The organism is Nitrincola tibetensis (assembly GCF_003284585.1).
Taxonomy (GTDB): Bacteria; Pseudomonadota; Gammaproteobacteria; order Pseudomonadales; family Balneatricaceae; genus Nitrincola; species Nitrincola tibetensis.
The window spans coordinates 1-14278 of record NZ_QKRX01000011.1; the positions used below are offsets into that span (position 1 = coordinate 1).

Sequence of the window (14278 nt, forward strand, 5' to 3'; positions counted from 1 at the left end):
GTGCTTTGTGCGGTTTTAATTGCGTAATATCAAAGCCGCGCAACAGCCATTGCCACTGCTCATGATCGATGACCACCGGATCACTGTCCCAATGTCTAGGCCATTTGAACTTGTCGCGCTCCAGGCGCTTTTGCCAGAGAGCGAAGCCGGTCTCATCCCAGTACAGCACCTTGAGTTGTGTGCGCTTTCTATTGCAGAAGACAAACAGCGCTTTTTCAAACGGTGACAGCGACATCGTATCCTGAACAATGACACTGAGGCCATTGATGGCTTTGCGGAAGTCCACTGGCTCACGGTGCAGATAGACTGTGATGTCTTCCTGCCATTGAATCATGCGGCCAGCGCCTTCACCAGTTGCGCAATGACCTGCGTACTGGTCGTTGGGAGGTGCACTTTAACCGTACCATACTGGATGACGACGCTGGTCGTATCCGCAGGGGTAGGCCTCACTTCCACAAAGGGATCCTTCGGCGAGATGGCTTTCAGCTTGATGCGGCGTAGGCTAAAGTACTTGGGATTTAATCCGCGCGCTGAGCAGAACTCAGCTTGGCTCTGGTTGCTTTGCTCAAACTCGTTAATCAATGACAGCCATTCGGCTTTGGTGCGGTGCTTTCTCATGGAAACCTCCTAGCGTTGAAAGCTGTGAGGTTATCGAGTTGGCTTCAGTTCGAATAGGCGGTGGTTGGATTGGCGCTTACAATCAGTCTCTTGACTAATTTTTAAATTCATCTTTAAAAAATACATCGTGTTAACTTAATCACATAGTTTTCTAATGGTTTATTAATTTTCTAAATTCCAAGCTATCAAGAGGCTTATAAAAAAAATAACCCTGCGCTTTGGTACAACCTAACTTAAGTAAAATAGACTGTTGTTCTTTAGTTTCAACACCTTCAGCAATCACTTCAAGGCCAAGACTTTCTGCTAGTGTGATTACAGTTCTTACTATACTGGCGGCAACCTTATCATCAGTAATATCACTAACGAAAGCTCTATCTATTTTTAGGGTAGTTAAGGGGAGCTTTCTCAAGTAAGACAAACTTGAGTAGCCCGTTCCAAAATCATCAAGAGCTACTCTAAAACCTGCTTCTCTAAGCTGTTTCAATGACTCGATGACCATCTCTTCTCTGGAAATTAATCCTGTTTCAGTCACTTCAAACTCAAATAAGCTGGGTTCTAAATCGTAATCATTCACATATTTCATCAAGTGCTTTGCAAAACCTGACCCCTCAAGTTCATGGACTGATAGATTGATTGCCACTGGCAGTATGGTTAGTCCAGATTGTTTAATTTCAGCTAGATACCGGCAAGTTTCCTCCATAACCCAACGGCCTAAATCAGCAATTAAGCCAGAGCGTTCTGCGATCGGAATGAATACCGATGGAGAGATAAAGCCTTGTGTAAGATGATTCCATCTGACTAAAACCTCTGACGCAAACACCTCGCCTGTTTCTAATTGAACCTTCGGTTGAAAATTCAGGCTGAGACCATTTGATGCGATGGCTTCTCTGAGAGCTTGCTCAAGCAACAATCTATCACGTGCTTGATGGCTCATATCGGAGTTGTAAAAGCAAAAAGTATTTCGACCATCACTCTTAGCTTGCTGCAATGCAATTCGTGCAAAGCGCAATAAGTCATCAAAGCTAGTCGTATCATCTGGATAAAATGCGATACCCAATGATGGATTCATATATAAGTTTTCATTATCTATTTGAAAAGGTAGCTGTAGTGATGACTTTAATTCAAAGACCAAACGACTAATATCTATCGCGTTTTTAATATCCGCGACCAACACACCAAACTCATCTGCAGCTAAACGCACTAATAGATTTTGATCACTCACTATAGTTTTTAATCGACTAGCAGCTTGTTGTATCAACCGATCGCAGAAAGCATGACCTAGGCTGTCATTAATCAACTGAATTTCTCCTAGGTCTACTTTAATGACCGCGATTTTCTTATTACGATGGATATTGCTTTGAATACTATATTTAAGTCGATCAATTAATTGTTTTCTATTCCCTAGCTCTGTCAAGGGATCATGATTAACTAAAAAGTCAATTTGAGCTTCTCGCGCTCTCAGCTCAGATAGATCATGAAATACTGCAACATAATACTCTATTTCACCCTGTTTATTATTCAGGCAGTTAATCGACAACCATTGTAGATACGCACTCCCGTCTTTCCTGCGATTCCAAATTTCTCCTTGCCAAGTACCTGTTTTATTCACTTGATTCCACAAGGCTTCATAAAAACTTGAGTCATGATGTTTCGATTGCAAAATCTTAGGTGTATTACCTAGGACATCAGATGCTGAATAGCCCGTAATTTCACAGAAAGCACGGTTAACTTGCAAAATTTTAGAGAAGGCATCCGTTACAAAAATACCCTCAATAGTATTATCGAATACTCTTTTAGCCAAACGTTGCTGTATTTCTAGTGCATTTTGTTCACGTAAATCTCTAGCAATTCCCGTAATCCATGCGACCTTTCCATGTTCATCCATGTGCGGTATAACACTTAAGTTAACAGGAATAGATTGGTTATTTAAGTCTTTAAACTCAATATCACCTTTCCATGTTTTACGTTGTTGAATGATGGATGGGAAAACATGATCTTTTAACAGTGCATAGACCTCGACAGAGTGGAAGTCTTCTACGTAAAGCGGTTCAGATGCCAGATTATGATCTTGTGAGATTGCCAACAAATTTCGACCCGCATGATTGACAAAAAGTATACGTTCATCATGAGAAATGGTCGCTACCATTTCATTAGCAGCATCAATGATAGACGCCTGCTGACTGGACAAGTCAAAGTCATCAGTGCTTAGCATTGATTTTGTTATAGTTTTTTGGCTATCAAGGTCATTTATCATTACACTATCCAACTATACGAAAACACGAGTATTAGAGGTCTTTTCTATTAATTGACCTGAGCCAAAACTCCTTCAAAAAAGGTACAGGACATTTCTGGATGTTCTCTGTAATAGTTAAACAAATCATATCTACATTTTTTAATCGGGATAGGGACGCATTTTACAATATCTCTCCTCCCACACCACAGAGCATACGGGTCAGGTACCACGGCGGCTCATTTCCTTAATGTTCTTTATGCCACCAATCATAACTGCCGCAATTTAGCAAAATATCAGTTAGGCAAGACCTTGTAAAGTACAGGGCTTTTACTTAAGCGCCAAGGTCCATGAGCCTATTTGGCCGTGTTTCAAGCCGTCCAGCGATCTACCCCTAAACCACGTAGTTTACGGTACCCACTTCGCCCCCATTTGTTTCAAGATATAGCAACGCAATTTTCGCCTGATCCATTTGTCTATATCACGCCTTTTGCCCCATCGGGATTGGACGCAGGGCCCCTCGGGTTCAGTCATGGTTTGCCCTTCGCGCAGCAGGCTAGGTTGATGCGGATTATCAACCGGGCTTCTCCGATTTCTCAACAAATAACTGCTTCTCGAACCCGGCCACTCGTCGTTTCAGTGCCTCGTTTTCATCATAAACTTGAATACTGTCTGTATTATTAAGCCGAATTCCACCCCCGTGATAGTGTTTAAAGGAGTTCCATTTGAAAAACCGTCAGAGTTCGCTTTTTCAAGATTACTGATTATATTGTTTTGAATAGTAATGTTTCTTGAATATTCAAGGTTTATTCCAGCACCTGCTGTATTGTTAATATTCAGATCACTTAGGATAATCTAATCGACTCCATCGCCACTTACTCCATGTCGCCCACCTCTTATTAGATTGCTTCTTACACACCTTCATAAAACCTTCACACTTCAACACAAAAACGTCATCAATTTGCAATATTAAATCGATAACCTCTCGTTCGAAATTTAAAACCACCAATTTAAGTTCGTTCGAAGGTCAAAATGCAGCTATCCGAGCGCCAAAGCAAAATCCTCGCCTGGCTAAAGCAAGCTGGGGGGCAACTCTCAAGCCAAGAATTAACCGATGCTTTTAATGTTTCTGTACAAACTATTCGGAAAGATCTCAATGAGTTGAGTGACCAAGGTTTGGTTCAGAGAGTGCACGGCGGTATTCGTTTGCCTTTTCATAACCGCAATCTCTCATTCCAAAGCCGTCAGGTGATCAACCTCGATGCCAAGCGCAGAATTGGCCAATCTGTAGCAGCGCTTATACCTGAAGGATCAACCATTTTTTTGGGTATTGGCACAACACCCCAGCAGGTTGCTGTAGCCCTGATTGATCATCCCGGACTGCAGGTGATAACCAATAATATTAATGCAGCCATGGCGCTATGCCATAACCCTAAAATCGAAACCCTGCTCACTGGTGGGCGCATCCGACCATCAGATCAAGACCTTATGGGCGAAGATACCACGCGTTTTCTTTGCCGCTTTCAAGTTAACTTCGGCATTTTTGGTATCGGAGGACTAGGGGCTGGAGGGGAGCTGATGGATTTTTCGCCGGAAGAGTCTCACCTGTCTCGTGCCATTATCGAAAACAGCGACCTGCGTATTCTGGTCGCTGATAGCAGTAAGTATCTGCGCAAAGCACCTGTCCGCACGGCAACCCTGAACGATGTCGATCTATTTGTGACTGACCTGATAACAACAGAGATCGCAAGTCTAGCTGATGCCGCCAATATTGAATTAAGAACCTGAGGTGCCTCAATGAGTCAATTAGAAATACGACAACTGCGCAAAGAATGGCAGGAAACACTGGCTGTCAAAAATATCAGTTTTGAAATTGCTCAAGGTGAGTTTGTCGCCCTCCTCGGCCCCTCTGGTTGTGGAAAGTCAACCACATTGAAAATGATAGCAGGACTTGAACATCCGAGTTCTGGATCAATTAGTCTGAATGGACAGGATATTACTCACCTTCCACCTGGGAAGCGTGGATTAGCAATGGTCTTTCAATCCTACGCACTATTTCCACATTTGAGCATTGCTGAGAACATCGTCTTTGGCTTGAAGGCCCGAGGTGTAGGTGCACTTGAGCGAGATCAGCGACTCAAGCGCGTTACTGATTTGGTCAATCTAGGCGATCATCTTTCAAAAAGGCCCTCACAACTGTCAGGTGGTCAGTGCCAGCGTGTAGCTCTTGCTAGAGCCATCATTGCAGAAGCTCCGTTGTGCCTCATGGATGAGCCTCTTTCCAATTTGGACGCCAAATTGCGAAATGAGATGCGTGCAGAGTTGCGGGCTCTACAGCAACGACTGGGTATGACCGTGCTATATGTCACTCACGATCAGGTAGAGGCGATGAGCATGGCTGATCGTATTCTTCTACTGAATCAGGGTGAAATTGCCCAGTGCGGTACACCCAATGCCTTATATCAGACTCCTGCCAGCACCTTCGTTGCACGTTTCATCGGCAATCCACCAATGAACCTGATCAACAAAGGTTCCTTTTTGCTCGGTATTCGACCGGAACATATTCATTTAGCAACTGATGGCATTGCGGCTGAGGTCATTCGTTGTGACTACCATGGCGCCGATACAATCATTGATATAAGCCTGCCATCTCTGTCACATCAAACGATCAAGCTACGCCTACCAGGACACCAGCTGCTCGCGGCTGGCTCCGCACTGAATATAAATTGGCGCAGTCAAGATCAACACGTTTTTTGCAGTACCACAGGACAGCGCTTGTCCGATTATGTTTTACCTACTCTTACAACCCACTCTCTCATCCAAAAGGAGTTTCACCATGATACGCAGCACTAAGCGCCTGCTGGCAACTGGCTTTACCGCATTCGCACTGAGCAACGCAGCCTATGCGCAAACTGAACTGACCATGTTTTACCCTATCTCAGTAGGAGGGCCGCTAACCGATGTCGTAGACGGCATGATCAGTGATTTCGAAGCACAACACCCCGATATCAAGGTAAATGCTATCTACGCTGGTAACTACAACGATACACGAGTCAAAGCACTTGCCGCGTTGAATAGTGGTCAGCCAGCACAATTGTCGGTGCTGTTTTCCATTGATGTTCACGAACTAATGGGCATTGACGCCATCGTACCATTTGATGAAGTTGTGAAAACGGATGACGAACGAGCTTGGCTGGATAGCTTCTATCCAGCGCTTATGGAAAACGGCATCGTTGAAAATCAAGTCTGGGGGATTCCGTTCCAGCGTTCCACAATCGTAATGTATTACAACAAAGATGCTTTCCGCAGCGCTGGACTAGATCCCGAGCAACCACCGAAGTCATGGGAAGAAATGGTTGAGATGGGCCAGAAGCTCACGGTTCGTGGCAGTAATAATGAAGTCAACCAGTGGGGATTGATGATCCCATCTACTGGCTATCCTTACTGGATGTTCGGTGCACTGGCAATGCAAAACGATGAAGTTCTCATGAACAGCGAGGGCAACAAAACCTACTTTAATAACCCAGGCGTGGTTGAAGCACTGACCTATTGGCAGGATCTAAGCGGTAAATACGCCGTCATGCCACAAGGCATGATCGAGTGGGGTACCCTGCGCCAAAACTTCTTGGAACAGAAAACCGCTATGATGTGGCACTCTACTGGCAACTTAACGGCAGTAAAGGACAATGCCAGCTTTGACTTTGGTGTCGCAATGTTGCCTGAAAATAAGCGTCCTGGTTCTCCCACGGGCGGCGGCAACTTTTACCTATTTAAGGACTCCAGTGAAGAAGAGCGTAGAGCCGCACTTCAACTTGTTCGTTTTATGACATCACCTGAGCAAGCTGCTCACTGGAGTATTGCTACTGGTTATATGGGAGTCAGCCCTGAGTCCTATGAAACTGAGGCACTGAAAGCTTACGTTGCCGATTTCCCTCCGGCTGCCGTAGCACGTGATCAGTTGAAGTATGCCACTGCAGAATTCTCTACACATGAGTCAGGACGTATCCGCAAACTACTTGATGATGCCATACAGGCTGTTCTAAATGGCCAGCAGTCAGCACAAGAAGCGCTGGATAGTGCACAAAACCAAGCACAACGTATTCTGTCTCGTTACTAATACAGTTCTAGTCGGTAGCCTCAGTAGAGGCTACCGCATGTTTTAATTTGTGATCTAGGTTATCTAATGAACCGATTCAATCAACTTTACGCTTGGTTAATGCTATTACCCGCTTTAGTTTTGCTGCTTGCATTCACCCATATTCCAGCACTAACCACACTGTGGCACTCGCTGTTTTTTCCTGCTCGTGGCAGAAACCCTTCGGAGTTTGCTGGATTGGAAAATTACCGTTCGATGCTGGACGATGCAGTCTTTTGGCAAGCCTTCCACAACAACCTATGGTATGCAATTGGCACCGTGCCTACCTCCATGGCTCTGGCATTGGCGATGGCCCTTTGGGTCAATAGCAAAATCAGTGGTCGTGCGGCCCTTCGACTCGCCTACTTCACACCGACCATGCTACCTATGATCGCCGTAGCCAATATTTGGCTGTTTTTTTACACGCCAGAAATTGGCCTGTTTAACAAAATCCTTAATTCAGTTGGCTTGACAGGCATTAACTGGCTAGGTGACCCGAATTGGGCTCTAATCAGTCTGATGCTGATGACTATCTGGAAAGAGTCAGGTTTCTTTATGATCTTTTATCTGGCCGCACTCCAGAGTCTTAATAAGGATATTTATGCCGCCGCTGCCGTGGAAAATGCAAGCCCTCTCTATGTTTTTCGTCGCATTACCCTACCCTTGTTGATGCCAACCACGCTATTTGTATTGGTAAATGCCGTTCTGAATGCTTTCAAGTTAGTAGATCACTTGTTCATTCTGACCAAAGGTGGACCCAATAACGCCACTAATCTTCTGTTGTATTACATCTATGAGAACGCCTTCAGTTTCTTTGATAGCAACTACGCAGCAGCACTCACTCTTGTCCTGCTTATCCTGCTCATTTTGCTGGCTGTAGTGCAATTTTTATTGGTCGAACGACGTATTCATTACCGCTGAGATTTGATGATGCCTACATTTACACGAACCCTATCTTTCACTGCCGCTTGGGCGCTTGGGCTAGCCTGGATCTTTCCACTACTCTATGCATTTTGGGCTGCCTTTCATCCGTCGGAATATGCCACGCGTTTTGATTTGTTGGCGCCACTGACACTCGAACACTTTGTCACCGCTTGGCAGCAAGCACCTTTTATGCGTTATATGTTCAACACTATGATGATCACGGGATTGATTCTGTCCTTCCAATTAGTTCTTTGTACCTTGGCAGGCTATGCCCTTGCACGTATGCCATTTAAAGGGCGAAGCCTGCTGTTTGGACTGGTATTGCTACAACTGATGATCGTGCCGGAAATACTTATCGTCGAGAACTACCGTACCTTGGCAAAGCTTGAGTTGATCGATACTTGGCTGGGTGTTGGACTCCCCTACATGGCCAGTGCTTTTGGTATTTTTCTGCTACGCCAAACTTTTAAAACAGTCCCCCAAGAACTGGAAGATGCCGCGCGTTTGGAAGGTTGCTCTTGGCTAGGTGTACTGTGGAAAGTGTATGTACCACTCGCTAAACCGACCTATTTAGCCTTTGGATTGGTCTCGGTCAGCCACCACTGGAACAATTTTCTTTGGCCTCTGGTGGTCACAAATACCACTAATAGTCGCCCGCTTACCGTGGGCATGGCCATTTTTGGCGCACCGGAATCAGGAGTTGACTGGCCAGTGATCTGTGCAGGAACCTTAATTGCCATCGGTCCATTGCTGATTGTCTTCCTGATTTTTCAGCGTCGTTTTTTACAATCCTTTATGCACGCAGGACTAAAATAATGACACAAACTCCTTTTCGTCTGCTCACTTGGAACATACAAAGTGGCAAAGGCTGTGATGGACAGATCGCTCTGGATCATGTGATTAACTACATCTTTGACCAAGGTCCGCTAACGGTAATCTGTCTTCAAGAAGTGGCACGCTACTTTGATGAGTACGTTTGTTCAACACAACCTGACCAACTGGCCGTCCTATGCCAAGCCTTCAGTGAATATACGCCAGTATGGGGTGCTGCGCTAAGCTGGCCAGGCTCGCAGCCAAACCAACGCCGAGAGTTTGGTAATCTAACCTTGGTCAACGCACCAATGCTCGATAAGCGTGTACACAGCTTGCCCAGTTCCAGCGCAACAGAATACTGGCAAACGCCACGTTGTGCTGTCGAAACTCTAATTGCTGGTCATCAGCCTATCCGTATTTTGAACACCCACTTGGCATACCATAATCCCGAGGAACGATTTGTTCAGCTGGCGTATCTAAACGACCTAGCCGCCAAGTATACACAGGAAAATCGACTGCCAAGATCGAGAGGACCTGGCATTTATGCTCATCCCGACAGCACTAATAGCACACTGCTCTGCGGTGATCTCAACCTAGACAGTACCAGTGATCAATATCACTGGCTAAGACAACAAGGCTGGAAGGATGCGTTTCAACAGTGTTATCCAAAACAGATTCCCTTTCCAACTTGCGGTGTGTACGACTCTGACCAATGGCCTCAAGGCCCTCATTGCCGAGATTATATTTTGCTGCAAAATCTGAAGGCGCACACGTTTTCAGTCGATACGCACACCCCTTTATCCGACCACCAACCGCTTATTGTGACTCTGGAGACGTCTGTTCATGACACACCTTAATTTTTTTGAAACGGAATTAGCACTAGAACTACCGGACACAATTAATCATCAAGTACGCTACTTATTTACAGATGTCGATGACACTCTAACATGGCAAGGTAAACTGCCAAGCAATACGCTCAGAGCATTGGAACAACTAGCAGAGGCAGGAATTCAAGTAATACCCGTTACGGGTGCCTGCGCAGGATGGTGTGACTGCATGGTACGCACTTGGCCTGTCTCCGCTGTAATCGGCGAAAACGGTGCCTTCTGGATGCAGAAAAATGCTCTAGGACAGATCAAAACTCATTACTTCCTTGATGATATAAGGCGACGTCAACAACACGAAGAACTTTTATTGATTCAAGATCAACTACTTAATGAATTTCCGTTTGCACGTGCTACGGCTGATCAACGCTACCGTGAAACTGATATTGCCTTCGACATTCATCAACAACATCATAATAGTGATGAAGAAATTGCAATCCTCATCAAAGCCCTTGAAGCGCACGGCATACATGCACGAAAAAGTTCAATACATATTAATGCTTGGAGAGGTGACTATGATAAAGCATCAACGGCTATCGCTTGGTTGAAAAGTCAGGGGGTTAGTGAACAAGAGTTCATGCTTCAGGTCGCTTTTGTAGGTGACTCTGCAAATGACATTTCAATGTTTGATCAGTTTAAAATGACCTTTGGAGTGGCAAATATTAGAGCATTTTTAGATCTTTTAAATACGCCCCCAAGATTTATAACGAAGAAAAATGGTGGCTTTGGGTTTGTTGAAGTCGCTAACTGCTTATTGAAGCATTCCATATGAAATAATCGATAATGATCGATTGCTTCAAATCCACTATATTTGTATGGATAATGAACGCTTGGTGAAACCCTCTTTAAATGAACCATATCATATATGAAGTATTTTAAAGAGGGCTTTAAATTTACTTGTTAAGCAATTTAACCGCTTTTCCTTCTGCGTCTAGGTAACCCCAAGTTGTCATCCCAATGCCACTGGTATAGCGAACTTGCATAACAGCATCAGCTCCAATGCTGATGGCTCTTTCTCGCAACGCTTCATTTGCTTGTTCGCGGGTTGGATCCTTATGAAACACAGTCAGTTTTTTTACAGAGACATCTATAGGCCCAATCAATGTAAAAGTACCTGCGGGCAAAGTTTTTTCTGTAATGATAATGTTTTCTTTAGCACTAACGGCAACAGGCTGAACACTCTTAATATTTGAGTCAACGCGATAACTCGCGCAACCTGATAGAGTCACGACACTTAGCACTGTAACTAAAACGAGGGGCTTGATCTTCATAATTCTTGTTCCTTTCTACACTAGAGATCTAAAACTTTGCGCTTTGCCATGTTGTACTCTTCAGTTGTCAGTTCGCCCGCCTTGTGCATCTGACTTAGCTCACTTAATTTTGTAAGAATCTCATCAGCCGCTGCACTTTGCTGCTCTTTATTCATCCCACCACAAGACTTTTCAGTTTTCAGTTGTTGCAACCGACCAATACGCTCGTCAGCCGCCTTTAAAGCATTACTATAGTTACCTGATTTAGCGATCAGGTTAAAAGGAAACCACAGCAATCCATCAATAATGTCTGCACCACTTAAGTCATTTTTGTCTTGGTTTACACCATCAATGACAACTTGAGCACGGACTATTTCTGCATCTATTTGTTGACAGTTCAACATTGAGTCACCGGCTTGGTTTGCAGTCAGTACTTTGTGGTTAGCACTACCAGCACAGCCAGTTAAAAATGCTGCAGATACGGCTAGGGTTAACATTTTTTTCATTTAAACATCCTTTTTTCATTGGTTATACATTTAGCTTTTTACAATAATTTGTGGTTGAACATTTAAGTCAATAGTTATATTACGAGAGGGAAATTTCACTAAATACCTTCATTAACTTACAAGCCAAAGCTTTAGCAATAGCAATAGCAATAGCAATAGCAATTTAATCCGTATAAAAATAGTATAGAAAATTAATATTTTTATTGAATAAATTTAGTTGGCACTCCACTAAAACCTCGCAGCGTCATTAAAATCAAACATATATTTTTGACCTAAATAGAATATGATTATCTTACGAATTTAAGTCATAAAATAGACTCATATTGCAAAAATTTGATAACTCTATAGTGTTTTTTTCGACGTGTATCTAATTTTACGAGTGTGGCCAACCATAGTTGATTCTCTAACTGCAATATCAAGACTATTAGTAGCAAGCATTTCCAATACTTTTGAGTAAAGGTAGCTACAGCATATTTGAAGGCATATTCAGTAGCACTTGCCATTTCACTTGACCTACTCTCAGGTGATCGCAGAAGCAATTGCAATAAGGTCAGATAATTCAATAATGTAGTATGTTGAATAAACATCCTGATACTCTTCCATGTTTCCTATGCACGTATCATATAGAAATAAAAAAGAGATTAAAACAGACTTAAGTCAAAGAAATGGTCATAATTTGTTCTTATCATTAATTTTTTTAAAATTTTTTAAACAACCAGCCTAGTTTTGCTATATAAAGTTGAGATCAAAATAAATACCACTTCCCTCTCTAGCAGGATCACTCAACTCGGAGTTAAGAAGCCACTTTCGTGAATATCAGCTGCTTAACTCTATTCAATGCCCGATAGATGGTTGCCTCACCTACGCCAAACTCCTTTAACGAGGGCCTATACTTGCTCCAGTAGTCCGACGATTGTATATCTCCTCACGTCCCTGACCCTATGGCCTTAAAGGGGCAACCAATACCGATAGTCAGGCCAATGCCTTTTGTTTCTTAACCCATTCAATGTGCGAAGCCATAGCCTGATCTGACTTAAGAGCTTCTATGGTGGTTAAACATTAGGCCTAGACAGCCCCTTAAATTTGATGCTTACGCAACACTTCTAACGACACCACCGACAGCGCAGTTATCTCACAAGATTCCAGAAAAACCGGTGGAGCACAATTATTTTCCAATGCCTCTTTCCATCGAACCGCACAGAGACACCATCTATCTCCAGGATTTAAGCCTGGAAATCCGTAATCAGGGACGGGTTTAGAAAGATCATTGCCACGCTTTTTGGTGAAGGCAAGAAACTCTTCGGTCACTTGCGCACAGATCACGTGACGACCGTAGTCCTGATCATTAGTATGACAATAGCCATCACGAAAAAAACCTGTCATTGGACTTTGGCAACATGACACTAGAGGTTGATTCAAGACATTTAGCTTTTTTGGCTTCTGAAATGTATTCATGAGCTTTCCTTTATCGAAAATCGCATAGATTATTCGAATTAAGTTAGCAGATGGATCTCGTGGTTGATGACGCATAGCAACTCACTTAGTTTTGAGCTCCAAAAGTCTGACTCAACCCATGTGCCGTATATCTTGTATAGCTTGGGACATATGAAACCAACCAAATATACATAAACCTATGATAGCTAATACAAAAGGAATGCGAGATAAGGGTCGGCTTCAACCGACAAGCTATCCGCCCTTGATAAAAGTGGGATTTCTCGCGAACTATTTTATGAATTACAAACATGCCATTGTAAAAACTGAAGGACCTGTTGCTACCCTTTTTTGTAACGGTTGTGGAGTCGAGATCTCACAGAGCACCAAACACGAAGACCGCCAGCATTTTTGTATAATGTGTATGAGTGGTAATTGCAAAACTAAATTCAAAGCAGAATTACCAGGAGATCATAAGTTTAAAGACACCACTTCCAAAACATGCGCATAAGGATCTTCACGACGGTATTTCTGACGTTTGTGAATACTGTCGGCTTGAAGTTAGGCATGTGAACCCCCTCCAAAAAGAGTGTTTGCTCAGATGCTAATCATTATAGAGTTCTTGCAAGCCTAAAACCCGTAAAGTCTTCTCGGGCGTTTCTTGGGCTCCAGATTCGCTCCGCACAACCTGCTAGCCCAGCCGCACCTAAAGCAGAGCCTCCACGTTTGGTCCGCTTGCCGCTATCGACCCGCATTTGCAACGCTTCCTCCGTATCGGGCTTTCCGCTAATGTAGTCTGAGCACCATATGTCTTGAACCCATTCATAAACATTACCACTCATGTCATAAAGTCCCCACGCATTAGCTTGCTTCCTTGCAACTGGCTGGACTCTTCTGTCGCTATTCTTATTAACCCAAGCAACTGCATCAATATCGTTACTGCCGGAGTATCTATGATTCTCCCCCGCTTTAGCTGCGTATTCCCACTCGGATTCGGTCGGCAGTCGAAATGAAGCCCCCGCTAATCCGTTGAGTCTGTCAATATACTCTTGCACATCGTCCCAACTCACGTTGGTTACTGGACAATCGTCGTTACTCTTCATTACTAGCTCTGGAAAATCTCTGCCCATAATCCTCTGCCATTCGAGTTGAGTTACGGGTGTCTTACCAAGCGCAAATGACTTTCGAATCATTACTTTATGGGGCTGAGTATCGATGAGTTCGTGGGTACCCATCATGAATTCGCCAATTGGAATAACCACCATTTCGGGGCTGTACGTGCCGTCGGCCAGCGGATCTCGGAAGGTTGCAAGTGATTGATAGCTTGGTTGTCGAATCTGGTTACTCATCGAATGATCCTTTGCCGCAGTTAGTTTTAAAAAACAATAAATTGGCACATTCGCTAAAACGAAATCACCAAGTAGGTACAACGAACCTATGGAAATCTTTATTCCGATGTAGGATCAAAATATAATACAAGTAGCAAA

At 43.7% G+C, this 14278-nt stretch carries 14 protein-coding genes; 7 read left to right on the forward strand and 7 right to left on the reverse strand.

The features are described from left to right. The 3 genes from tnpB to DN062_RS13575 form a co-directional block, all read right to left on the reverse strand. On the reverse strand, positions 1–334 hold a 334-nt coding region (tnpB, locus tag DN062_RS13565; RefSeq protein ID WP_112159852.1), incomplete at its 3' end, for an IS66 family insertion sequence element accessory protein TnpB. After that, positions 331–618 (reverse strand): IS66 family insertion sequence element accessory protein TnpA, encoded by a 288-nt coding sequence (tnpA, locus tag DN062_RS13570; protein WP_112159853.1) that lies wholly within the window; start codon positions 616–618, stop codon positions 331–333. The genes tnpA and tnpB, both read right to left, overlap by 4 nt. A 151-nt stretch (positions 619–769) precedes the next feature. After that, positions 770–2872 carry a sensor domain-containing protein gene (locus tag DN062_RS13575; protein ID WP_112159854.1) on the reverse strand — a complete coding sequence of 701 codons (2103 nt, stop codon included), beginning with the start codon at positions 2870–2872 and terminating at the stop codon, positions 770–772. Between the two features lie 1008 nt (positions 2873–3880). Between DN062_RS13575 and DN062_RS13585 the strand changes: the two genes are divergently transcribed. The 7 genes from DN062_RS13585 (at position 3881) to DN062_RS13615 (ending at position 10376) form a co-directional block, all read left to right on the forward strand. Continuing rightward, positions 3881–4636 carry a DeoR/GlpR family DNA-binding transcription regulator gene (locus DN062_RS13585; protein ID WP_112159855.1) on the forward strand — a complete coding sequence of 252 codons (756 nt, stop codon included), beginning with the start codon at positions 3881–3883 and terminating at the stop codon, positions 4634–4636. Between the two features lie 9 nt (positions 4637–4645). Continuing rightward, complete coding sequence (locus DN062_RS13590; protein ID WP_112159856.1) at positions 4646–5701, forward strand: ABC transporter ATP-binding protein; 1056 nt, start codon at positions 4646–4648, stop codon at positions 5699–5701. Next, a complete protein-coding gene (locus DN062_RS13595; RefSeq protein ID WP_112159857.1) occupies positions 5685–6965 on the forward strand; it encodes an ABC transporter substrate-binding protein in 1281 nt (426 codons plus the stop codon). Before DN062_RS13590 ends, DN062_RS13595 begins: the two co-directional genes overlap by 17 nt. Before the next feature lie 66 nt (positions 6966–7031). Continuing rightward, positions 7032–7904, forward strand: coding sequence for a carbohydrate ABC transporter permease (locus tag DN062_RS13600; protein ID WP_112159858.1), 873 nt, complete (start codon positions 7032–7034; stop codon positions 7902–7904). 9 nt (positions 7905–7913) lie between these two features. Then, positions 7914–8723, forward strand: coding sequence for a carbohydrate ABC transporter permease (locus DN062_RS13605; RefSeq protein WP_239995790.1), 810 nt, complete (start codon positions 7914–7916; stop codon positions 8721–8723). After that, positions 8723–9577, forward strand: coding sequence for an endonuclease/exonuclease/phosphatase family protein (locus DN062_RS13610; RefSeq protein WP_112159860.1), 855 nt, complete (start codon positions 8723–8725; stop codon positions 9575–9577). Before DN062_RS13605 ends, DN062_RS13610 begins: the two co-directional genes overlap by 1 nt. Next, complete coding sequence (locus DN062_RS13615) at positions 9564–10376, forward strand: HAD-IIB family hydrolase (protein ID WP_112159861.1); 813 nt, start codon at positions 9564–9566, stop codon at positions 10374–10376. Before DN062_RS13610 ends, DN062_RS13615 begins: the two co-directional genes overlap by 14 nt. A gap of 121 nt (positions 10377–10497) precedes the next feature. Here the strand turns inward: DN062_RS13615 and DN062_RS13620 are convergent, their stop codons facing one another. The 4 genes from DN062_RS13620 to DN062_RS13645 all read right to left on the reverse strand — a co-directional run bounded on the left by DN062_RS13620 (position 10498) and on the right by DN062_RS13645 (position 14140). Then, positions 10498–10875, reverse strand: a complete 378-nt coding sequence (locus DN062_RS13620) for a heavy metal-binding domain-containing protein (RefSeq protein ID WP_112159862.1) — start codon at positions 10873–10875, stop codon at positions 10498–10500. A 20-nt stretch (positions 10876–10895) separates the two neighbouring features. Next, positions 10896–11360 carry an SHOCT domain-containing protein gene (locus DN062_RS13625; protein WP_112159863.1) on the reverse strand — a complete coding sequence of 155 codons (465 nt, stop codon included), beginning with the start codon at positions 11358–11360 and terminating at the stop codon, positions 10896–10898. A gap of 1077 nt (positions 11361–12437) precedes the next feature. Further along, entirely contained in the window at positions 12438–12815 is a 378-nt protein-coding gene (locus DN062_RS13635; RefSeq protein WP_112159965.1) for a DUF2237 family protein, read from the reverse strand. A gap of 587 nt (positions 12816–13402) precedes the next feature. Next, the gene (locus tag DN062_RS13645; RefSeq protein ID WP_112159865.1) at positions 13403–14140 is read right to left on the reverse strand and encodes a formylglycine-generating enzyme family protein; all 738 of its coding nucleotides are present in this window, start codon (positions 14138–14140) and stop codon (positions 13403–13405) included. Positions 14141–14278 lie beyond the last annotated feature (138 nt).

What these genes read in the sequence shown, in the direction of transcription:
- DN062_RS13635 (WP_112159965.1), bottom strand. Translation starts at nt 12,815, where the DNA reads ATGAATACATTTCAGAAGCCAAAAAAGCTAAATGTCTTGAATCAACCT.
- DN062_RS13590 (WP_112159856.1), top strand. Translation starts at nt 4,646, where the DNA reads ATGAGTCAATTAGAAATACGACAACTGCGCAAAGAATGGCAGGAAACA.
- DN062_RS13595 (WP_112159857.1), top strand. Translation starts at nt 5,685, where the DNA reads ATGATACGCAGCACTAAGCGCCTGCTGGCAACTGGCTTTACCGCATTC.
- DN062_RS13585 (WP_112159855.1), top strand. Translation starts at nt 3,881, where the DNA reads ATGCAGCTATCCGAGCGCCAAAGCAAAATCCTCGCCTGGCTAAAGCAA.
- DN062_RS13575 (WP_112159854.1), bottom strand. Translation starts at nt 2,872, where the DNA reads ATGATAAATGACCTTGATAGCCAAAAAACTATAACAAAATCAATGCTA.
- DN062_RS13605 (WP_239995790.1), top strand. Translation starts at nt 7,914, where the DNA reads ATGCCTACATTTACACGAACCCTATCTTTCACTGCCGCTTGGGCGCTT.
- DN062_RS13625 (WP_112159863.1), bottom strand. Translation starts at nt 11,360, where the DNA reads ATGAAAAAAATGTTAACCCTAGCCGTATCTGCAGCATTTTTAACTGGC.
- DN062_RS13645 (WP_112159865.1), bottom strand. Translation starts at nt 14,140, where the DNA reads ATGAGTAACCAGATTCGACAACCAAGCTATCAATCACTTGCAACCTTC.
- DN062_RS13615 (WP_112159861.1), top strand. Translation starts at nt 9,564, where the DNA reads ATGACACACCTTAATTTTTTTGAAACGGAATTAGCACTAGAACTACCG.
- tnpA (WP_112159853.1), bottom strand. Translation starts at nt 618, where the DNA reads ATGAGAAAGCACCGCACCAAAGCCGAATGGCTGTCATTGATTAACGAG.
- DN062_RS13610 (WP_112159860.1), top strand. Translation starts at nt 8,723, where the DNA reads ATGACACAAACTCCTTTTCGTCTGCTCACTTGGAACATACAAAGTGGC.
- DN062_RS13600 (WP_112159858.1), top strand. Translation starts at nt 7,032, where the DNA reads ATGAACCGATTCAATCAACTTTACGCTTGGTTAATGCTATTACCCGCT.
- DN062_RS13620 (WP_112159862.1), bottom strand. Translation starts at nt 10,875, where the DNA reads ATGAAGATCAAGCCCCTCGTTTTAGTTACAGTGCTAAGTGTCGTGACT.